Source organism: Listeria welshimeri serovar 6b str. SLCC5334 (assembly GCF_000060285.1).
GTDB classification, from domain to species: Bacteria; Bacillota; Bacilli; order Lactobacillales; family Listeriaceae; genus Listeria; species Listeria welshimeri.
In genome coordinates, this window is sequence record NC_008555.1 from 1,785,868 (window position 1) to 1,807,780 (window position 21,913).

The following is a 21,913-nucleotide window of genomic DNA, read 5'->3' on the forward strand; positions in this document are numbered from 1 at the left end:
GTACCTCCTTGTTTTGTTAATTTACTTCATTAGGGATAATTTGGAATGTCGCAAAATCAAACAAGCCTTGATCGGTTAATTTCAATTCAGGAATAACTGGTAATGTTAAGAAAGACAATGTTAAGAAAGGATCAAACCCTTTAGCATTGCTGATTTGATTAAAAGCTTTTAGCAATCCCGCTAAATCTCTTTCTACTTCTTCGTATGGTTTATTACTAAGAAGTCCAGCAACCGGAAGTGCTAAATCATGTAAAACTTTACCTGTTTCATCTACTACAGCGATTCCTCCGCCCATTTCAGTCACATAATTGATTGCTTTTTCCATGGCTTCATCGCTCGCGCCAACCGCAACAATATTATGAGAATCATGTGCTACAGTCGTTGCAATGGCTCCTTCTTTTAATCCAAAGCCTTTCACTATGCCGACACCAACACACCCAGTATTATGATGACGTTCCACCACTGCCATTTTTAATAAATCTTTTTCAATTGATGGCACAAATTTACCATTTTCTACATTGACTTGTTCCATGAGTTTTTCTGTAAAAAGGTTGTTTTGCTTCATTCCAATGACATAACACGTGTCGTTTGTTAAAGGCAACTCTAAGTCTTGTTTAGATAAATGATGTTGAATTTTTGGCGAAATGAATGTTTCGGAGTGTTTTTTTTCAAAAGCAGCTTCGTTTCGCGCACCATTTTCAACAACGACCTGTCCATTTTTTAAAACTTTGCTAATTTCAATGGTTTGTAGGTCTTTTAGAAAAACTATATCCGCTTGATAGCCTGCTGCAACTGCACCAAGGTATGGTAAATTATGGCAGTTTGCTGCATTAATTGTTGCCATTTGGATAGCTGTAATTGGATCAATGTTATTTTCTATTGCAAGTCGGATATTATAATTTATGGATCCTTCTGTAATTAAATCGTTTATCAGTTTATCATCGGTACAAAAACAAAAACGATGACTATTTTTTTCAGATACAGCGGAAATAGTTTGTAGCAAATCTCTCCCAACCGTTCCTTCACGTAACATAACAAACATTCCAGCACGCAACCGGTCCACCGCTTCTTTTGCATTTGTACTCTCATGATCCGTGCGAATACCAACAGCAAGATAATTATTTAAATCTGCACTTGTTAAACCTGCCCCATGACCATCAATTCTGCCACCTTCTTTTTTTGCATCGATAATTTTTGTTAAAATGTCGGAGCTACCTTTTGCAACAGATGGAAAGTCCATTACTTCTGCAAGTCCGATTACTTTTTCATGTTTATATAGAGGGTGAAGCTTTTTGGCATGAAGAGTTTCTCCGTTATGTTCCCCCTCTGTCGCTGGAACAGATGATGGTAGCATTACAAACATATCGAGTGGTGCGCCTTTCGCATCTTCTAACATAAATTCAATGCCTTTTTCTCCAGCAACATTAGCGATTTCATGTGGGTCTGTAACAATTGTCGTTACGCCATTAGGAAGTAAGACTCGGGCAAACTCGGCGGGGGTTACCATCGCACTTTCTACGTGAACATGCGCATCAATAAAACCAGGTACAATAAATTCTCCAGCTGCATCCATTATTTGTTCTGCCTCTGAAAAATCTCCAATTCCAGCAATATAGCCATTTTTTATTGCAATATCGCCTTCCATAATTTCACCTGAAAAAACATTGACTATCCGTCCATTTTTAATTACTAAATCTGCTTTTTCACGGCCGTCACTTACTGCCACCCGTTCTTGCAGTTGTTTTAAATTTTCCACCGATTTTCGCCTCCGTTATTTACGCTTCAAAAAAACCTTCATCCAATAAGTACCCTTCCGCTGCCTCAAGTGTAGGGAAGACTGCTTCTAAATTATCTCCAGTATAGATAACCCACATTTTATTTTCATAGACTAAAGAAAGTTTTTCGCCATCATTATCTTGGTATATTTTTGTGAGTCCTTCTTTAAAACCATCTTCATCATTATCCATAAACTCTTTCGCTTCTAGTAAAAGTACTCGAATTTCATTTTCAGAGTAATCTTTTACATTAACATAACCTTGCTTATCTAACGGCTCTACTTCCAAAAACGGCGCATAAACAAATGCATTACCATTAGGATGCAAATGTTTGACGATAATTTTTTTATCCCGTTTGCTCGCTGGATAATGTACATTTAAACGTCCCATAGAGATTTCATGTAGTTCAAAACCATCCATCGACTCTATAAGCGCTTTTTTCTCTTCAAAATTTAACATAATATATTTTTGCCTCCAAAATTAATTTTCTTTTAAAATATCTTTAACGAGTGCTGGTAACCACTCACGTAAATCATCAAATTCAAATCCAGCTTTTGTTGCTTTGGTGTTATCAAGATAATACGTTTTCTCGATACTAAATGGTGAATCATCCACATCATCTGTTACTTCTTCTACAAGTGCTACTTCACCGGTTTTTGATTCAATCATTTTAATGAAAGCATTTAATGAATATGTACCGTTTGATGTAGCATTAATTGGCCCTGTAACATCCGAATCTACTCCTACCCATTCCAAAAACCGCGCTGCTTCATCTGAATTTATAAAACCTATTTCTGCTTGTCCATTACTAATACCTATTTCTTCGTGATTTTTCATATGTTCTAAATGAAAATGGAGACGTTTTGTATAATCATCAAGGCCTAGAACAATAGGAAAACGCACAGCAACAACTGGAAAAGAAGCTTTTTGGAAAAATACAGCTTCCGCAAGACGTTTTCCTTCCCCGTAATCGAAATCCTCTTTATCTCCAATAACAATTTCATACTGTTTTGGATTAAAATCATCTTCAACTAGTCCGTGCCCTTTTTGGCTATAAACAGACAAAGAAGATGTATATATGTATCGCTTTACTTTTCCTTTAAATGCATCTACCGCGTATAGTGCTTCACGAGGGGAAAAACAAATATTATCATAAATGACATCCCATTCTTCTTTTGCTAATTGGAATAAGGCATCTCTTGATTCTCGGTTTAAAACAACATGTTTCACAGAATCGCCAAAATCATCTTTTGTTTTTCCTCTTGTCCCAATTGTGACATCGTGACCGGCAGAAACAAGTCGTTCTACTAATTTCTTTCCAAAAAAACGTGTACCACCAAATACTAAAATCTTCATTTTGACTCCTCCTTAATTTACGAAAAACAGGAAGTTCGCGTTTTTTGGCGCTATCTTCCTGTTTTCGTACTCACTCATTCAATCATATAACCTTGCCCTTTTTTCGTTTTAATAAATTCATCTAAGCCAATTTCTGCTAATTTTTTACGAATTCGTACAACGTTGACCGTGAGTGTATTATCATCCACAAAGCTTTCATCTTCCCAAAGCGCACGCATAATTTCATCACGACTCACAATACTGCCCTTTTGTTTCATTAATTCATATAAAATTAAAAACTCATTTTTGGTTAGTTCAATTTTATCTTCTAAGTGCGTTAATGTATTAGTATCAATGTGAAGAAAAACATTATTATGTTCCATTACATTTGCTTCTTCTAAATCTGCATAAGAATATGTCCGTCTTAAAAGCGCATTAATTCGAGCCATCAAAACATCTAAATCAACAGGCTTTTCAATATAATAGTCCGCTCCCATGTTCATGCCCATAATTTGGTCCATTCGCGAATTACGCGATGATAAAAAGATAATCGGTACATTCGAAACTTCGCGGATTTGATTACACCAGTAAAATCCGTCAAAAAAAGGCAGATTAACATCCAAAATAACTAGCTGAGGTTCAAAAGCCAAGAACTCTTGTAAAATATTATTAAAATCCTCTACTACACCTATTTCAAATCCCCATTTACTTAAATGTTTCCGGATTGTATCACGAATTACCTCATCATCTTCTACAATATATACCTTTACCATTTTTGTACCTCCTCGGCAGAACTCTCTTTTCATTTTAGCTGAAATAATACCAAAAGCCAATTATTTTTTGTCTGCCATAACAATTTTTGTAAATGAATTGACGCATAAGAAATAATAAGCTGTATAGCAAATAATATAAATACCTGTCCCAATCAATACTGGATATTTAATATTATCCATTAAATTAATCGAGATTCCCCACAATGCAGCCATAGAATGCGCGATTCCAAAAAATAATGGAATAACAAAAATTGGCCAAATTTGCTTGGAAATGATTTTCCGAACTTCTTTATCCGTCACGCCTAACTTAAATAAAATTTCGAATTTCGCTTTTTCAGTGACAGCATCTGTAACGAGTTTAAAGTAAATAATACTTCCTGTTGCTAAAAAGAAAACCACGCCAATAAATATCCCGATAAATAGTAATGAACCTACTAATGTAGAAATCATATGGTAATTCGTATAATAAGAAGAGACATTTTCTGAGAATAAAGAAGGCTGTCCATCCACAATTGTTTGAATTTTTTTATCTAATTCTTCACTATGACTAGGGTTTGTAATATTAAACATTCCAACTAATTCTGTAGAAGTTATCTGTTTTAACTCTGCATAATAATCATCTGATACAACAAATGTTTCATACGAAATCCCAGTATTAAAAATCGAAAATTCTCGAAAATCAACCACCTTCATAGAATCTATTTTTTTATCTACTGGTTTATCCGGTTTTACTTCTAGCTTTCTTGTTAACCACTTATCTTGAATTTCTTTTCGGGCATCATACGTGCTTTTGCCAAGTAAAACAGCCTCTCCATGGGATAATTTATATATTGGAATAAACCCAGCTTGTTGTTTAGCACCTACCCGATTATATTCTGATAAGGAGACAACGGAATGCATCAAAGTGTCCATTTTTGTTTTATATTTAGGTTTATCTTTATATTTGAATGTCACACTAACCATCTCAGCATGCATAATGTTCTTTAATTGGTGTTCTTTGTCACTTTTGATTGTATCAATAATTTGTCGTTCATTTTCAGCTGTTATATTAAGCACTTGATAACTAGAAGGATTATCTTCTGCAATATCATTAATAGTCCGCACATAAAAACTACTCATAGAGCCAATAATAGTTAAAGTTGTAGCACTCAAAACAGCAATCATCGCAATTGTTCCAGCATTTTTCCTTAATCTAAAACGAAGCGAAGTAATTCCAATAATATTAGTTCCATTATAAAAAAAGCGTTTATGATGATAAAGTTTTCGAATCACATAAGGGGTCCCGAAACGAACCATTAACCAAGTCCCTAAAATAACTGAACATAATATCAAAAGAAGTAAATCAAAAAAATCAAATGTAAGCCAAATAGGGGATTGTTCAATGTTTTGAGTGGCTAAATAATAACCAAAAATAATTAACATCAATCCTATTAACAAAAAAACAAGTGATCCTTTAGCCACTTTTTCTTCTTTATCTTCATTTTTAAATAGTTGACTTAAATTATATCGAATAATGATAAAAACAGCATATAAAGAAGTAAATAACATAATTCCAAAAAAGACAATCACAGTATCGAGTATTGCCCGATAAGAAATAATAAACTCTGCATCAATCGCTAAGCCAACAATCCAAAATAAAAGCATAGCAAATAATTTAGAAGAGAAAATTCCTATTAAAATACCAAAAATGGTAGCAAGCATATATAACATGGCATTTTCAATAAATAAAACAAAAACAACTTGAGATTTACGCAAACCAAGTAAGGAATACAATCCTATTTCTCGTTTTCGCCTTCTAAGAAAAAAGCTATTTGAATAAAATATAAAAAAGAAAATAAATAATATTAAAATAATACTAGCCGCTGAAAACATGGCTGGACCGAATAATTCCCACTTTTTAAATACTTTATCTATAAGCGGATTATACGAGAGCGACACAAATGTAAAAAACACTAACACACAAACAATAAGCGAAACAAAATAAACAATATATTGATTGAAATTTTTCCGCATATTGGTGAGCGCCACTTTAAATAACATCGTTTTCGTCACCTCCAAGAAGTGCTAAAACATCCAACACCTTTTGGAAAAATTGTTTTCTCGTACTCGTACCACGATAGATTTCTGTAAAAATTTCTCCATCTTTAATGAACATAATCCGTTCACAATAACTGGCGGCAAATGCGTCATGCGTTACCATCATAATAGTAGAATCCCGAATCTCTTTTGCTTCTGAAAGTCCTTCTAGTAAGTTTGTGGCAGATTTAGAATCTAATGCGCCAGTTGGTTCATCCGCAAAAATTAGTGTTGGCTCGGTAATCATCGCCCGGCAAACAGCAGTCCGTTGTTTTTGTCCCCCTGAAATATCGGAAGGATACTTATTTCGTTGTTCATAAATACCAAATTGTCTAGCAATAATTTCGAAACGTTGATCAATTTCCGCTTGTTTAACGTGCGCTAGTGCAAGCGGTAAAACAATATTATCTTTCACCGACATAGTATCTAATAAATTATAATCTTGAAAAATAAATCCTAGTTGATCTCTTCTAAATACTGCCAATTCCTTTGCTTTCATTTTGGAAAGTAATTTTCCGCCAATTTCGATTTCGCCAGAGGTTGGTTTGTCTATGGAAGATAACACATTCAGTAACGTTGATTTCCCTGCACCCGAAGGCCCCATAATTCCAACAAAAGAACCTTTTTGTATCTCTAAACTGATACTGCCAAGCGCAGAAAACAAGTTTCCTTTTGAGCCATATACTTTTCTAACTTTATGCGCCTTTAGCACTGTTTCCATCCTATTCCTCCTGATACGCCATTATTTGCTTATTTTACCTTAAATGAGGACAAGATACTATGGGCTATAGTTGTATTTATTTAAAAAATCATTCTTCTGTTTTAACGTACAGAAAAATGATTTTTTATTATACTTTCTTATCAACAAAAATTTCAGTTCCAATGGTTTCATCATCCGTATATGTATCACGCATCGAATGAATTAATGCTGCTAATTCTTCTAGACTAATAGAAACATCCGCTGCAATAATATCCCAAGCTACCTCACTTCTTCCATTAATAGAAGTCATGATTTTTAAACGACCTTGTGAAAAAAGTATGATAGTCGGTTTCTTTAGTTCGGTTTCTTTAATTTCATTCCAAGGTTTGAAATCACCACGATAAGCAAGTCCTCGCTCCGTCAGCTCTACAGTTGGTGCAATATTAATAAACCGAAAAAGTGGCCGTAAAATACAAAGACCAATAAAAACAAGCAAAATAATTTCTTCCGTCCCGTTTACCCCTTTAATATGGCTAAAAACAACATAAAGTAATAATCCTACTGCAGCCCACAATAAACAACTCGAAAAAATTAAGCGACGATTGACTCCGAATTCTATTTTTTCCGTTTTTTTCTCTTGTTCCAGTTCTTTTTCTACCATTCTTCTCCCCCAGTTCCCCGTATCTATTATTTCTATTGTACTAGAATTATAGCTTATTGGAAAGAAAGCATTCTCCAGTTTGACGTTTAGTTTGAATAATTGTATGCTAAATTATAAATTCCGGTTGACCTTTTTGGCATTTGTGATATAATTTCTTTAATGCTTTTAAGTAGTAAAATGTGATAATTAACAAAGGAGGAGAACATCATCGATCAAGTTATTTTAATTGGCTTCATGGGAGCTGGAAAAACAACGGTTGGAAATATACTCGCAAAAATGGCTAATTTACCATATATTGATATTGACGAAGTAATTATTAGCGAGCAAGGAATGAGTGTATCCGATATTTTTGCCAAACATGGTGAAAAAGAATTCCGACGTCTAGAACATGAAAAATTAAAAGAGTTAATGGGCACCAAAGCCGTTATAGCGACAGGCGGTGGCATTGTTCTAAATCCTGAAAATAGAAAAGTTTTGAATGATACATATCCCGTAATTTATTTAGAGACTGATCCAAAAGTATTTATGAACCGGTTAAAAGGTGATACTACTCGCCCTCTTGTTCAACAAAAAACACCTGAAGAAATTCAAGCGATTTTCGAACCTAGAATCGCCCATTATGAAGCTTCTGCTGACTTTATTGTCAACACAGATAACCGTAATCAACAAGAAGTAGCGAAAGCAATTATAGACATGCTTGATAACGAACAAAAACAGCGCTAAATTAATAGCGCTGTTTTTCTATTCCGTACAATGTCTGCACCACATATCAGGCAGTACAGATGTATAATCCTTCGTAAAGGTAAGTAAATCATAAAACATACTATCTGCATGACCAGTATCGGTTTGCTCGATTCTATTTAATTCTATTTTACGATGTAATGACTCGAGGGCTGCATCTCGAAGTGCCGGCAATACATACCCAGAAATTTTTATTTGAGCTAACGCAGCTGATACAGTGATTCGGTCGGATTCTCTCACCGCATCTCCAAACTCTGCAAGCAATTGTTTAAGACGTTCTTCTCCGTCATCTTTTGCTGGGACGTATGTGGATTTCTTCACTGTCTCCATCATATACTTGGGAAACGCGGATAAATTAAGACCTTGGTCACTTTTATCACTAAAATATTCTTCTAAACGTCGTAATACTTCAAGACCATCTTCATAGCCGAACGGGGCATATACATCTGTTTTATCTAAATAAAAACTTGCTTTAAAATGTTCCTTAAAATGCGGATGAGTAGTTTCTAAGTCTAACTTTTTCTCTGGTTGATCAATGTACATAGTAATTGCCATTAAAATTTCCTCCATTCATGTGAAATCCTTTACATTCATCTTACCAAATTACTTGTTCTTTTGGAAGAAGAACAAATTATGACAAATTACCGACTCTTTTCTAAACACATTTTGCTTATTTGGTGTTTTTTTTAACGTTCCAGATTTATTAACACGTTTTTACACACTTTTTCATTAGTGAAATGTTAAATTTTATACTTTTGACCATTTTTTGGATTCATGGTTAAATAAAATTATGACTCGATATATGCAATCTTGTCTGTATAAATTATTAATCAACCACACACACTCGAAAACAAAAACCGCCATTTATCCCATTATGGCGGTTTTTGCGTGTTATTTTAAGTTTAAAACAGTGACTGCTTCAATATGTGTTGTCATAGGAAACATATCTACCGGCTGCACTTTCTTCGCTTCATAGCCGCCATCAGTCAAAATTTTCATATCGCGAGCTAATGTTCCTGGATTACATGAAACATATACTACTTTTTTTGGTTTCATTGCTAAAATTGTCTCTAGTAATTTTTCATCGCAACCTTTTCTTGGAGGATCCACGACTAATACATCTGCTGTTATTCCATTTTTGTACCAATTGGGAATCACTTCTTCCGCTTTACCAGTTTCAAAAGTAGTATTGGTTAATTCATTTAATGCTGCATTTGCTCGGGCGTCTTGAATCGCTTGATCAACTATTTCTACCCCGTAAACATGTTTCGCTTTTTTTGCAAGACATAGTGAGATTGAACCAATTCCACAATAAGCATCAATCACTGTTTCTTCTCCAGTTAATTCTGCAGCATCTAGTGCCTGCGCATATAAAATTTCTGTTTGAAGTGGGTTTACTTGATAAAAAGAACGCGCAGAAATGGCAAATCGAATGCCATGAATCGTATCTTCAATAATATCTTTTCCCCAAAGCGTCTTCGTACGTTCACCGAAAATCACATTTGTTTTATGAGAATTAATATTTTGTACAATAGAGGTTAATTCTAATTGTTCCGTTAAGTCACGAATAATTTCTTCTTTAAAAGGAATTCGATCTTTATTTGTCACAAGAACAATCATTAACTGCCCCGTAGTGTGTGCAAATCGAGTCATAATATGACGAATATCGCCTTTTCCAGTTTTTTCATTATATGGTTCTGTACCATATTTTGCAAGGATTTCTCGGGTTTTTTGTACAGCGAAATCACCTTGCTCATTATGAATAAGGCAAGTCGACATATCAATAATATCATGACTTCTTTTTTGGTAAAAACCTGCTGTTAATTTACCGTTAACAAAGCCAACTGGCACTTGAGATTTATTACGATAACGCCAAGGATTTTCCATTCCAAGTGTTTTTGGTACTTCTACTTCTAGCTTACCAATACGTTTCATCGTTTCTTCAACTTGATTACGTTTAAAGGCTAACTGTCCGTCATAACTTAAGTGTTGCAAGCTACAACCCCCGCATTTTGAATAGACATCACAGGGCGGCTCTACTCGATCTGAACTAACAATTTCAATATTTTCCATCCGAGCAAAACCGTAATTTTTATTTAATTTAATTATTTTTGCTGTTACTTTTTCGCCAGGTAAAGTGTTAGGTATAAAAAGTGGATACCCATCGATCTTACCAACACCACTTCCATCATGTGTTAAATCTTCAATAATAAGTTCTACAGATTGGTTCTTTTTTAAAAGGGATGCTTCCAAATTCCCTTGCCCCTCTCTTTGTTCTACTTAATAATATATTCGATACCAATTGGTTCTGTGATCATTTCTTCTTTTCGTTCCTTAAAAATCAGCATTGTGCTTTTTTGTAACGTAAAATCATATACAAAAGATTTCGGATAAATAGCAACATTTTTCATTGTTGTTAATTGTTTTGTATTGTCTGTGATAGTAAGTTTTTCTGGAATATTATTTGTAAATATATCCGTTGCAATCTCTGCATCATCACTGGAATAAGTGGTTTTTAAATCTAAAATAATATTGTTTCCGGAAAACGCTTTTACTTTCACTGGATTTTTTTCTGTTTTAACCGTACGTTCTCCACCAGTAATTTCGTAATTGGTTAAATTATTTTGAATAGACGAAGTGGGAAAACGATATTTTGTATTTGTGACATATTCAGAAACTTTTTTAGCTTCAATCCGCAGTCGATAAGCCTTTATTCCTTTATAACGATTACTTGATGTAGCCAGTTGTTCCAAAATTTCTTTGTTTGATGTTGCTATAATTAAATCTCCATTGGTTGCGATCGTTGCCTCTGTGTTCGCAGCCGGAATGGATAGGATTATATTTTCTTGTAATGGGATTTGCATTTGATTATTTACCCATACTTTATTACTTTCAATTAATTCTGTTTTACTTACTTCTGGCGATGGTTCTTCTGCATCTACTTGCCAAATAAAAAACAAAACTGTTGCGACTATTGCAATGATAAGAATAACTATTATCTTTGTGAATTTCTTAAAAACAGATTCACTTGCCATATCGCCTTCACCTCATTTCTTGTCAGAATATCTATTATACTTGTTTTAATTAAATAAGACAAATTTCTAACAAAAATTACATCTTTTTTACTATGTTTCATTTAGGACGTTTAGGCTAAAGAAAAAAACTACCAAATCTGGCAGTTTTTAGCTATTTTCTTTTATGAATAAATCGGTTGCTGGGATGTCATCTACACTAGCAAAAAACTCAATATGTTGTTTCAAGTTCTGGAATTCCATCGGAGTCTCACCGCCAAGTTCTCCGTCCAGATTAATCAACATTTTATCTTTTGAATGAACTACTACTTTTTCTGATTTCACATAAATCACATTTGGTTCTTTAATATGATCTCCTCTGAGCGCTAGTGTCACTAATCGGATGAATTCTGCTAAATTAACTTTTTTCACGATAATTAATGAAAATTTCCCATCATCCAGTTTGGCATCAGGGGCGATTTTTTCAAAACCGCCAATAGAATTAGTTAAGCCCAGTAGGAAAAACATAATTTCGCCTTCAAAAACGCCTTGATCATATTCAACCTTTACTTTAGTTGGTTTTAAAGATGGGAGCATTTCAATACCTTTTAAGTAGTATGCCAGTTGACCAAGCATTGTTTTTAGACGACTAGGCACATCATAAGTAAGTTCTGTTAGGCGTCCACCGCCACCTATATTAATAAAATAAGTATCATTTGCTTTACCTATGTCCATTGCTACGCTTTGACCTGCTGCAATTATCTTCGTTGCTTTTATCACGTCTCTTGGAACATGTACGGCTCTGGCAAAATCATTTGTCGTCCCAGTGGGAATAATTCCTACTTTAGGGCGATATTCTTGTTCTGCAATGCCGTTAATGACTTCGTTAATAGTTCCGTCTCCACCAGCAGCTACAATTAAATCATATCTAGCCTTAACAGCTTCTTCTGCTGCGTGTTTGGCGTCATCTGGTTCTGCCGTTGTTGCGTGTGCAGATGTTACATACCCTGCCTGTTCTAATATCGAAAGGACATCTGCAAGATTCTTCTTAATAATCTCTCTTCCAGACGTAGGATTGTAAATAACTCGAGCGCGTTTTTGCATTGTGTTCGTCCTCTCCTTACTCAAACAGCGTTGTTCAAAAGAAAAGCGCGTTTTGACACATGATAGTAATATTATAGCAAATTTCGTTTTAAATTCCTAATAAATAAAGTAGTGAAGCAAAAATGCTTCACTACTTATCATTAACGTTTATTCATTTCTTCCAGTAATAACTTGTTAACCATCGGCGGGTTCGCTTGGCCTTTCGTTGCTTTCATTACTTGACCAACAAGGAAACCAACTGCGCGATCTTTACCATTTTTATAGTCGGTGATAGATTGTTCGTTATTATCCAAAATTTCTCCAATAATAGTACGTAAAGCTCCTTCATCGGAAATTTGGACAAGCCCTTTATCTTTAACAACTTGCTCTGCATCGCCGCCATTTTGTGCTAATTCACGGAACACTTTTTTGGCAATTTTAGAGGAAATGGTGCCTGCTTCGATTAATTTAATCATCCCTGCTAGATTTTCAGGTGTTAATCCTGTTTCGTTTAGTTCTTTTTGTTCTGCATTGAGATAGGCAGAAACTTCACCCATCAACCAGTTAGAGGCTTGTTTAGCATCTGCTCTGGCTGCAAGAGTTGCTTCAAAGAAATCAGACATTTCTTTTGTGAGTGTTAGAACCATTGCATCGTATGCTGGTAAACCGAGATCATTTATATAACGAATTTGACGTTTATCTGGAAGTTCTGGAATTTCTGCACGAATGCGTTCTTTCCAAGCATCATCAATAAATAAATCTACTAAGTCTGGCTCTGGGAAATAACGATAATCATCGGATCCTTCTTTGATACGCATCAAGGAAGTTTTCCCAGTTGCTTCTTCAAAACGACGTGTTTCTTGTTCAATAATGCCACCAGAAAGAAGTACTTCTGCTTGGCGTTTTTCTTCATATTCAATACCTTTACGCACATTATTGAATGAATTTAGGTTTTTTAATTCTGTTTTTACACCAAATGCTTCTTGTCCTATTGGACGAATGGAGATATTGGCATCACAGCGCATAGAACCTTCTTCCATTTTCACATCAGAAACGCCTGTATATTGAATGATAGATTTTAGTTTTTCTAAATATGCATATGCTTCTTCAGCTGAACGAATGTCCGGCTCAGAAACGATTTCGATTAGTGGTGTTCCTTGACGGTTAATATCCACTAATGAGTAACCATGAGATGTATGGGTGTTTTTCCCAGCATCTTCTTCTAAATGAAGACGAGTAATGCCGATTTTTTTCTTTTTGCCGCCCACTTCGATTTCAATCCAGCCGTGTTCACCAATTGGTTTATCGAATTGAGAAATTTGATATGCTTTGGGATTGTCTGGATAAAAATAATTTTTACGATCAAATTTTGTATGTTCAGCAATTTCACAGTTAATTGCCATTGCTGCTTTCATACCATACTCTACAGCACGTTTATTTAAAACTGGTAAAACACCTGGCATACCTAAGTCTACCACGGTTGTATTTGTATTTGGTTCTGCCCCAAAATGAGCTGGCGCAGAAGAAAATATTTTTGAATTGGTTTTTAACTCTACGTGAACCTCAAGTCCAATAACTGTTTCAAAATTCATTGCTACGCCTCCTATAAGTTTGGTTTTTCTTTATGGAATGTTGTTTCTTGTTCAAATGCGTGCGCCACTTTGTATAGTAATGATTCTTCAAAGTAATTACCAATAATTTGTAAGCCAACAGGTAAGCCTTCTGAGAACCCACATGGAACAGAAATAGCTGGGACTCCTGCTAAGTTAATTGGAACCGTTAAAATATCATTAGAATACATCGTAATCGGATCATTAATCATTCCATCAATTTTAAATGCTGTTGTTGGAGAACTTGGGCCAATAATAACATCGTATTTTTCAAATACATTAACAAAATCTTGTTTAATTAGTGTACGTGCTTGTTGTGCTTTTTTGTAATAAGCATCATAATAACCGGAACTAAGTGCGTATGTTCCAAGCATAATACGACGTTTCACTTCATCTCCAAAACCTTCAGAACGTGTTTTTTTATAAAGTTCCTCTAAAGTATGTGCGTTTGGAGAACGATATCCGTAACGAACACCGTCAAAACGCGATAGGTTAGAAGAAGCTTCACTGGAGGCTAAAATATAATAGCTTGCTACACCATATTCAGAATGAGGTAAAGAAACTTCATCCCAAGTAGCGCCAAGTTTTTCTAATGTTTTAAGCGCATCTAAAACTGCTTGTTTTACGCCAGGGTCAACCCCTTCACCAAGATATTCTTTTGGAACACCAATGCGTAAGCCTTTAATATCTCCTGTTAAGTTATCTGAGAATCGTTCTACTGGTTGATTAATGGAAGTAGAATCATTCGCATCCAAACCAGAAATTGCTTCTAACAAATAAGCATTATCTTCTACATTTTTGGTGATTGGGCCGATTTGATCTAAAGAAGATGCAAAAGCAATTAAACCAAAACGAGATACACGACCATATGTAGGTTTCATTCCGACTACCCCACAAAAAGCTGCTGGTTGACGAATGGAGCCACCAGTGTCACTACCAAGTGAGAATAATACTTCTCCTGCCGCAACAGCTGAGGCACTCCCACCTGAAGAACCACCAGGAACTCTTGATAAATCCCATGGGTTATGTGTTTTGTGGAAATATGATGTTTCTGTAGAAGAACCCATCGCGAATTCATCCATATTTAGTTTTCCAATATTAATTGTTTGAGCATTTTTTAATTTTGAAACAACCGTTGCATCATAAATTGGGTCGAAGTTTTCTAAAATTTTACTTGCTGCTGTTGTACGCAAGTTTTTTGTAACGATATTATCTTTAATACCAATAGGAAGCCCTGCAAGCATATTATTTGGATCTATACCAGCATCTCCAAGCTCTTCTGCCACATCGAATGCTGCTTCTTTGTTTAAGGTAATAAATGAACCAACTTTATCCTCTACGGATTCAATTCGGTTGAATGATTCTGTTACTAAATCAAATGGTGTAATTTCTTTTTTTACTAATTTATCATGTAATTCTTTTACTGAAAAATCAAATAAGCCCAAAATATTTTCCCTCCTTAGCGTGTTTATTGTTCCATTATGGTTGGTACTTTAAACATGCCGTCTTGTTCATCCGGCGCATTTTTTAGTACTTCTTTACGATCAAGACCTTTCGTTGCTACATCTTCACGTAACACATTCGATACATCAATCGCATGACTAGTTGGTTCTACATTGTTTGTATCTAGTGTATTTAATTGCTCCACTAGCTCAATAATTTTACCAAGCTGACCAGCAAAAGCAGTTGCTTCTTTTTCTGATACTTCTAATTTGGCAAGATTTGCTACTTTCTCTACTGTTTCTTTAGATATATTTGACAAAATGCCATCCTCCTTTTTAGTGTTACTTTCTACGCGGTAGTACTTCCCGCCTTTTAAAAATGGGAAGAACTGTCCTCTCCTGCATAATTATACAACAGGAAAGAACAATTCGCATTGTTTTTTATTAATCGTAAATATGTGCGGTTGCTGCATCTTCGTTTGCTTTTCTAGTAATTAAGGCTGCAGGACCATCTGAAGTCGAAATATTTACTTGTAAGTCTGCGGTTTTTGGAATATGTTGACCAACTAAATCCGTCACATATTGGGTAAAGCCGATGATTTCAGCTTGACCATAAAATTGTAATGGAATATCAATATTAAGTTCTGCTAATTGTCCGTCTTCATATCTTCCACGTCCGACTACACCAGTAAAGTTTGGATAATAATCTTCTATTGCTTTTTTGAAGTTAAGGAAATTATCGTTGTCGGTTTTGTGATCTTTTGCAGATTCTGTTGATGGTAACACATAATTTTTTTCATCAATATTTTTCCAGTTCGACAAACTATCTCCACTTGCTGTTGTATACGAGATAAAATTACCCGGAGCTACAGCATCACGTGCACCTTGTTTATAAATAGCAATTGTCACTGGGACGTTTTCTAATCCCTTTGTTTGGCGAATTCGATTTAACACAGTAGTAGACATTTCTTTTCCTTGCGCAAGTAAGTCACTATCGCTAATTGCTTGCTCGTAAGTATCTCCAAATTTTTCTTTTTGATAATAGTCTACAGAGTTCATTGCAAGAGCAATCGAAATCCCGCCGAGAGCAACTGTATCTTTATCCGTTTGTTTCAAATAATCCTGTTCTAAAATATGCGCTAAATAAATAGGTTTGCGATCTTTTCCGTTTCCATTACTTTCAGGATTTAGACCATTAGGATTTTTCTTGCTTTTACGATCCAACCATTTTTCTAAAGTGTCTTTATCCAAATATTGTCCTTCTTGGAAAAGATAATTATCTGGAGAATATTCATTTTGAGAAACTCGCATTAAACCAGATTCTAGCTCATTAATATCATATCTAGAGTAAATATTCGATACAACAAGCCCACGAGATTTACTTGGTTTATACGGTAATACAGTTTTGTAATAATTGGATGAGATTTGATTTTTTGTCATGATGCCCGTTTCTGCTTTTTTATCATCTTTTTGTACCACTTTATCGTTGGAATCGAGTTTTGGGGCACAGCCAGAGAGAATAAGCGTTAAACCGAGCGCTGCAATTATGAGTTTTTTCATTAGTTTAATCCACCTTCGTCTGGTAAGTACTCTATTAAGTCTTCTTCGGACCAAATAGGAATTGCTAGTTCTTCCGCTTTGGCTAGTTTAGAACCAGCATCACTGCCAGCTACAACAACATCTGTTTTCTTACTGACGCTTCCAGAAACATTTCCGCCGAGAGATTCGATTAATGCTTTTGCATCATTTCGTGTTAACTTCTCTAGTTTCCCAGTTAAAACAACTGTTTTTCCTGCAAAAACAAGTTCTTCCTCGGACATGTCTTCTAGTTTTGGCCCTGTATAGGTCATATTCACGCCAGCCCTTTTTAGTTCTTCTAATAAATCATGTACTTCTTCATTCGCAAAATAAGTCACAATACTATCTGCCATTTTTTCCCCAATATCATTGATGCTTGTCAGTGTCTCTTTGTCTGCCATTTTTAAGTTATCCATTGTTTCAAAATGAACGGCAAGCGATTTGGCTGCTTTGGCACCAACATGGCGGATTCCCAAACCAAATAGTAATTTTTCAAGCGAATTTTGTTTACTTGCTTCGATGGATGCCAATAAATTGGTTACCGATTTCTCACCCATTCTTTCTAATTCTAACAGTTTCTCTTTGGAAAGGAAAAACAAATCTGCTACATCTTTAATTAAATGCTCTGAAAATAGCTGTATAATCACTTTTTCCCCAAGTCCATCAATGTTCATGGCATTTCTAGAAACAAAATGGATAAGTCCTTCTTTAATTTGAGCTGGACATTTGGGATTAATACATCTGAGCGCTACTTCTTCTTCTAAACGAACAAGTTCACTACCGCAAGTTGGGCAGTTTTTTGGCATATGAAAAGGTTCTTCACTGCCGCTCCGTTCTTCGGTAATACTTTTAATGACTTCTGGAATAATATCGCCTGCTTTTTTTATTAAAACAGTATCACCAATGCGGATATCTTTTTCTGTAATTAAATCTTCATTATGGAGCGACGCGCGGCTGACAGTAGTTCCAGCAACTCTTACTGGTTCTAGAACAGCTGTTGGAGTTATCACACCCGTTCTACCAACATTTAATTCAATATCAAGTAGTTTAGTTGGCACTTCTTCTGCTGGAAATTTATAAGCAATCGACCATCGTGGTGATTTAACGGTTGTTCCCATTTGTCGTTGTTGTTCTAAATCATTTAATTTTAAAACAATACCATCAATATCGTAGGCTAACTCAGCGCGTTTTTCTGTCCACTCATCAATATACGCATAGACTTCCTCTAAATTATTACAAAGTCGGCGCTCTTTATTGACTTTAAGTCCTAGCGTCTCCAACATGTCTAAGCCTTCACTATGAGTCGTAACTCCCATTTCCCCAAAATCAGCTACAGCATAAAGAAATATATCTAGGTTTCTTGATGCGGCAATTTTAGTGTCTAGTTGCCTGAGGGAGCCTGCCGCTGCATTTCGTGGGTTTGCAAATAGCATTTGACCTTCTTCTTCGCGTATCTCATTTAATTTTTGGAAAGATCGTTTTGGCATAAAAGCCTCACCGCGTACTTCAATAGAGAAATCCTTCTGAAGTTTCATTGGAATGGAGCGAATCGTACGCAAGTTTGCAGTGATATCTTCCCCAACCGTTCCGTCACCTCGAGTAGCCCCTTGTTTGTATTTTCCATTTTCATATTGAAGTGATACAGCCAAGCCATCAATTTTCAGCTCACACATATAAGCAATATCGTCACCAACTTTATCGCGAATTCGGCGGTCAAAATCAGCCAAATCATCTCGGTTAAAAGCATTGGCAAGACTTAACATTGGCGTGTCATGCGCTACTTTTGTAAAACCTTCTAACACTTCACCGCCAACTCGTTTTGAAGGAGAATCAGGTGTAACCCATTCAGGATGCGCTTCTTCTATTTTAAGTAGTTCTTGCATCTTTTGATCGTATTCCGCGTCTTCTACTGTTGGATTATCAATTACATAATAATCATAGCTGTATTGATCAAGTATGTTTATTAACTCCTCATACCGTTTTTTATCAGCCATTTCTTCACCTGCTTTTTATCAAATTTATACTTTTTCGATTGGCGCAAATTCTGCAAGCAATCTTTTGACGCCGGTTGGGCTTGGGAATGCTATATCCAGTTCCATTCCACTACCTTCTCCTTTGACACTTACAACCGTTCCTACGCCCCACTTCTTGTGACTAGCTTTATCACCGACTGTCCATCCAAGTGTTTCTGCACCTGATGATTTGTAAGCCGTTGTTGCTTTTTGTGGCATACGTGGTTTGGCATATGGTTTATCAGTTTTTAATTTATTTTCATTACCTAATTCTAGTAAATCTCGAGGAATTTCACCAATAAAGCGAGATTCTTGATTCGAGGATGGGCGACCGTAAAGCATACGTGAATACGCACTCGTTAAGAAAAGCTCTTCTTCTGCTCTAGTTATCCCAACGTAAGCAAGGCGTCGTTCCTCTTCCATTTCATCTTCTTCATAAATGGCTCTGGAATGAGGGAAAATCCCTTCTTCCATCCCAACTAAAAAGACAACCGGGAATTCTAACCCCTTGGCTGAGTGAAGTGTCATTAATGTCACAGCACCGTTTTGTTCTTCATTGTCTTCCTCTAACTTATCTACATCGGCAACAAGTGCTAAATCTGTTAAGAACGCGAGTAATGTTTTATCATCGTTCTCTTTTTCAAAGTTTTGTGTGACAGACAAAAACTCGTCGATATTCTCTAAGCGAGTTTGAGCTTCAATCGTTCGTTCATTTTTTAGCATTGCTCGGTAACCCGTTTTTTCGAGAATTTCTTCTACAAGTTCTGTTACTGACAAAAAGTCTTGCATTTGCGTGAATCCTCGAACCAAATCGTGAAAAGCGACTAAGTCTTTACTTATTTTAGCAGAAATTCCCGCCAATTCAATTCGATTTAGTACTTCAAACAAGCTTAAATCGTAAGCTGCGGCAACATTGTTTAGTTTTTCTAATGTGCCAGGCCCAACTCCACGTTTTGGTACATTAATAATACGTGTCAAACTAATGTCGTCTTCATTATTACTGATTAGACGTAAATAAGCCAAAATGTCTTTAATTTCTTTTCTGTCATAGAATTTCGTGCCGCCGACCATAGTGTAAGCCATATTTGACTTCATGAAATATTCTTCCATGACACGCGACTGGGCATTGGTTCTATAAAGAATAGCAAAATCAGAAAGTGGACGATTCGAATTGTTTACTTCTTCTTGGATTTTCATTACTACATAAGCCGCTTCTTCTTTTTCAGTTAACGCCTTATGGTAAAAAATCTTCTTCCCTTCTGCATTACTAGTCCAAAGATTTTTAGGTTTACGATTACCGTTGTTTTCGATGACACGATTTGCTGCTTCTAAAATACGTTTGGTCGAGCGGTAATTTTCTTCTAGTAAAATAGTCTTCGCATTGGGGTAGTCTTTTTCAAAGGACATTATGTTACTTATGTCAGCCCCGCGCCAGCCATAGATGGATTGGTCTGAATCCCCAACGACGCATAAATTTTTAAATCTGGAAGCAAGTAGTTTTACAAGCAAGTATTGTGCGTGGTTCGTATCTTGGTACTCATCCACGTGAATATATTGAAACTTACGCTGATAATATTCTAAAACGTCCGGAACTCGTTCAAATAATTGAATAGTCACCATGATCAAATCATCAAAATCAAGCGCTTGGTTTTTCTTCAGTTTCTTTTCGTATTTTTCATAGACTTCGCCGACCATTTTGTCATAGAACCCACTTGCTTCTTTCACATATTCGCTTGCTGTAATAAGTTCATTTTTTGCATTACTAATAGAAGCCAAAATACCCCGTGGCTCAAATTTCTTAGGATCGACATTCTTTTCCTTTAAAATACCTTTAATGACCGATAATTGGTCACTACCATCTAAAATTGTAAAATTACGTTCGTAACCAATTCGGTCTATATCGCGACGTAAGATTCTTACACACATCGAGTGAAACGTAGAAATCCAAATAGATTCTGCTTCACCGCCCATTAAATTACCAATCCGTGACTTCATCTCACGAGCTGCTTTATTTGTGAACGTAATCGCTAAAATATTATACGGATTCACACTACGTTCTCTCACTAAATAAGCTATCCGGTGTGTTAAAACACGTGTTTTACCACTTCCGGCACCAGCCATAATTAATAAAGGTCCTTCTGTACTTTCTACTGCTCTTCGTTGTTCAGGATTTAATCCGTCAACTAATTCTTTTGCATTCAATTGCATTCTCCTATACACCACCATACAAACATTTGTTCTTATTTTATCATACTACACCTTATATTCAAACCGTTTTCTTTGCAAAGACAGTTGTAGTTTCAAGTGCTTTTTCTATATCTTCATAAATTATATTGCCCACTATAATCGTATCTGCGTATTCGGCCATCTCAGCAGCTTGCTCTTTGGAACGAATCCCGCCGCCATACCAAAATTTTGTATCATCTAAAGCTGCACTTACTTTTTTTGCGACTTCCGGATTTCCATACATCCCACTATATTCTATATAAAAAATGGGCAGACGAAATATATTCTCCGCCAAACGTGCATAAGCAATAATATCTTCCTCTGTTAAGTCCGTCTTCGCTTCTGTCAATTGGGCAACTTTTGCATCTTTATTTAAAATTACATAACCTTCTGATGTAACTCGCTTCCAAGGGATAAACTCTCCCATTTCCTTGATTAATTCTTTGTGTAAACCATGTGTCCATTTGCTATTTTCCGTATTTAATACTACTGGAATTAAAAAATGCTCTGCTTCAGGCAAAATCATGGATTCATCGCTTACTTCAAGAAAAATGGGCAAGTCTGTTTCAGCTAACAATTCATACAAGTTTTCGACTGCTTCTGTTTGTAAATTATCTGTTCCACCAATAATAAATCCATCGGTCCCAGAATGAATGAGTCGTGTAACACTATTATGAGGTAAATTCTTTGCTGGGTCTAACTTGAATAAATGCTTCATTTGCTCCTCCAAGTCTCTATAATGGGATATCTTATTATAGCATTAGTTACATTTCATCGCACCCTTACAAGTGGAAATTTTAACTTTTTTTAAGCTTTTTTTATCAGTTGTAGTTGGGATAGCTTTTATTTTATGGTATGATGAGGAAAATTTGATTTTATAATGACATCAG

19 protein-coding genes are annotated in these 21,913 nt (G+C 35.6%); 1 reads left to right on the forward strand and 18 read right to left on the reverse strand.

Going from position 1 to position 21,913, the window contains the following annotated elements:
- Positions 1 to 16: 16 nt before the first annotated feature.
- The 7 genes from ade to LWE_RS09000 all read right to left on the reverse strand — a co-directional run bounded on the left by ade (position 17) and on the right by LWE_RS09000 (position 7,320).
- Positions 17 to 1,756, reverse strand: a complete 1,740-nt coding sequence (gene ade / locus LWE_RS08970) for an adenine deaminase (protein WP_011702538.1) — start codon at positions 1,754 to 1,756, stop codon at positions 17 to 19.
- Between the two features lie 19 nt (positions 1,757 to 1,775).
- Complete coding sequence (locus LWE_RS08975) at positions 1,776 to 2,234, reverse strand: hypothetical protein (protein WP_011702539.1); 459 nt, start codon at positions 2,232 to 2,234, stop codon at positions 1,776 to 1,778.
- A 21-nt stretch (positions 2,235 to 2,255) separates the two neighbouring features.
- Positions 2,256 to 3,131, reverse strand: coding sequence for an SDR family oxidoreductase (locus LWE_RS08980; RefSeq protein ID WP_011702540.1), 876 nt, complete (start codon positions 3,129 to 3,131; stop codon positions 2,256 to 2,258).
- A 74-nt stretch (positions 3,132 to 3,205) separates the two neighbouring features.
- On the reverse strand, positions 3,206 to 3,883 hold the full coding sequence (gene virR, locus LWE_RS08985) for a two-component system response regulator VirR (RefSeq protein WP_003729795.1): 678 nt from the start codon (positions 3,881 to 3,883) through the stop codon (positions 3,206 to 3,208).
- A 60-nt stretch (positions 3,884 to 3,943) separates the two neighbouring features.
- On the reverse strand, positions 3,944 to 5,923 hold the full coding sequence (locus LWE_RS08990; protein WP_011702541.1) for an ABC transporter permease: 1,980 nt from the start codon (positions 5,921 to 5,923) through the stop codon (positions 3,944 to 3,946).
- Entirely contained in the window at positions 5,913 to 6,680 is a 768-nt protein-coding gene (locus tag LWE_RS08995; protein WP_011702542.1) for an ABC transporter ATP-binding protein, read from the reverse strand. Before LWE_RS08995 ends, LWE_RS08990 begins: the two co-directional genes overlap by 11 nt.
- 127 nt (positions 6,681 to 6,807) lie before the next feature.
- Positions 6,808 to 7,320, reverse strand: a complete 513-nt coding sequence (locus tag LWE_RS09000; RefSeq protein WP_011702543.1) for a hypothetical protein — start codon at positions 7,318 to 7,320, stop codon at positions 6,808 to 6,810.
- Positions 7,321 to 7,539: 219 nt separating this feature from the next.
- On the opposite strand from LWE_RS09000, the gene LWE_RS09005 reads away from it, so the two are divergent.
- Complete coding sequence (locus LWE_RS09005; protein ID WP_309148171.1) at positions 7,540 to 8,043, forward strand: shikimate kinase; 504 nt, start codon at positions 7,540 to 7,542, stop codon at positions 8,041 to 8,043.
- A gap of 18 nt (positions 8,044 to 8,061) precedes the next feature.
- Here LWE_RS09005 and LWE_RS09010 read toward each other — a convergent pair whose 3' ends face one another.
- From LWE_RS09010 to pcrB, 11 genes are all read right to left on the reverse strand, one after another.
- Positions 8,062 to 8,616 (reverse strand): hypothetical protein, encoded by a 555-nt coding sequence (locus tag LWE_RS09010; protein ID WP_011702545.1) that lies wholly within the window; start codon positions 8,614 to 8,616, stop codon positions 8,062 to 8,064.
- Positions 8,617 to 8,952: 336 nt separating this feature from the next.
- Positions 8,953 to 10,314 carry a 23S rRNA (uracil(1939)-C(5))-methyltransferase RlmD gene (gene rlmD, locus LWE_RS09015; protein ID WP_011702546.1) on the reverse strand — a complete coding sequence of 454 codons (1,362 nt, stop codon included), beginning with the start codon at positions 10,312 to 10,314 and terminating at the stop codon, positions 8,953 to 8,955.
- A gap of 23 nt (positions 10,315 to 10,337) precedes the next feature.
- Positions 10,338 to 11,096 (reverse strand): hypothetical protein, encoded by a 759-nt coding sequence (locus LWE_RS09020; RefSeq protein WP_011702547.1) that lies wholly within the window; start codon positions 11,094 to 11,096, stop codon positions 10,338 to 10,340.
- A gap of 147 nt (positions 11,097 to 11,243) precedes the next feature.
- The gene (locus LWE_RS09025) at positions 11,244 to 12,176 is read right to left on the reverse strand and encodes a diacylglycerol kinase (RefSeq protein ID WP_011702548.1); all 933 of its coding nucleotides are present in this window, start codon (positions 12,174 to 12,176) and stop codon (positions 11,244 to 11,246) included.
- Between the two features lie 140 nt (positions 12,177 to 12,316).
- Positions 12,317 to 13,747 (reverse strand): Asp-tRNA(Asn)/Glu-tRNA(Gln) amidotransferase subunit GatB, encoded by a 1,431-nt coding sequence (gene gatB, locus LWE_RS09030; protein ID WP_011702549.1) that lies wholly within the window; start codon positions 13,745 to 13,747, stop codon positions 12,317 to 12,319.
- Positions 13,748 to 13,758: 11 nt separating this feature from the next.
- Positions 13,759 to 15,210 carry an Asp-tRNA(Asn)/Glu-tRNA(Gln) amidotransferase subunit GatA gene (gene gatA, locus LWE_RS09035; RefSeq protein WP_011702550.1) on the reverse strand — a complete coding sequence of 484 codons (1,452 nt, stop codon included), beginning with the start codon at positions 15,208 to 15,210 and terminating at the stop codon, positions 13,759 to 13,761.
- Between the two features lie 23 nt (positions 15,211 to 15,233).
- On the reverse strand, positions 15,234 to 15,527 hold the full coding sequence (gene gatC / locus LWE_RS09040; RefSeq protein ID WP_011702551.1) for an Asp-tRNA(Asn)/Glu-tRNA(Gln) amidotransferase subunit GatC: 294 nt from the start codon (positions 15,525 to 15,527) through the stop codon (positions 15,234 to 15,236).
- A gap of 124 nt (positions 15,528 to 15,651) precedes the next feature.
- Positions 15,652 to 16,767, reverse strand: coding sequence for a CamS family sex pheromone protein (locus LWE_RS09045; RefSeq protein WP_011702552.1), 1,116 nt, complete (start codon positions 16,765 to 16,767; stop codon positions 15,652 to 15,654).
- Positions 16,767 to 18,779: an NAD-dependent DNA ligase LigA gene (gene ligA, locus LWE_RS09050; RefSeq protein WP_011702553.1), complete on the reverse strand. Its 2,013-nt coding sequence runs from the start codon at positions 18,777 to 18,779 to the stop codon at positions 16,767 to 16,769. Before ligA ends, LWE_RS09045 begins: the two co-directional genes overlap by 1 nt.
- Positions 18,780 to 18,803: 24 nt before the next feature.
- Positions 18,804 to 20,999 carry a DNA helicase PcrA gene (gene pcrA / locus LWE_RS09055; RefSeq protein WP_077904720.1) on the reverse strand — a complete coding sequence of 732 codons (2,196 nt, stop codon included), beginning with the start codon at positions 20,997 to 20,999 and terminating at the stop codon, positions 18,804 to 18,806.
- Between the two features lie 64 nt (positions 21,000 to 21,063).
- Positions 21,064 to 21,741: a heptaprenylglyceryl phosphate synthase gene (pcrB, locus tag LWE_RS09060; RefSeq protein ID WP_011702555.1), complete on the reverse strand. Its 678-nt coding sequence runs from the start codon at positions 21,739 to 21,741 to the stop codon at positions 21,064 to 21,066.
- Between the last annotated feature and the right edge of the window lie 172 nt (positions 21,742 to 21,913).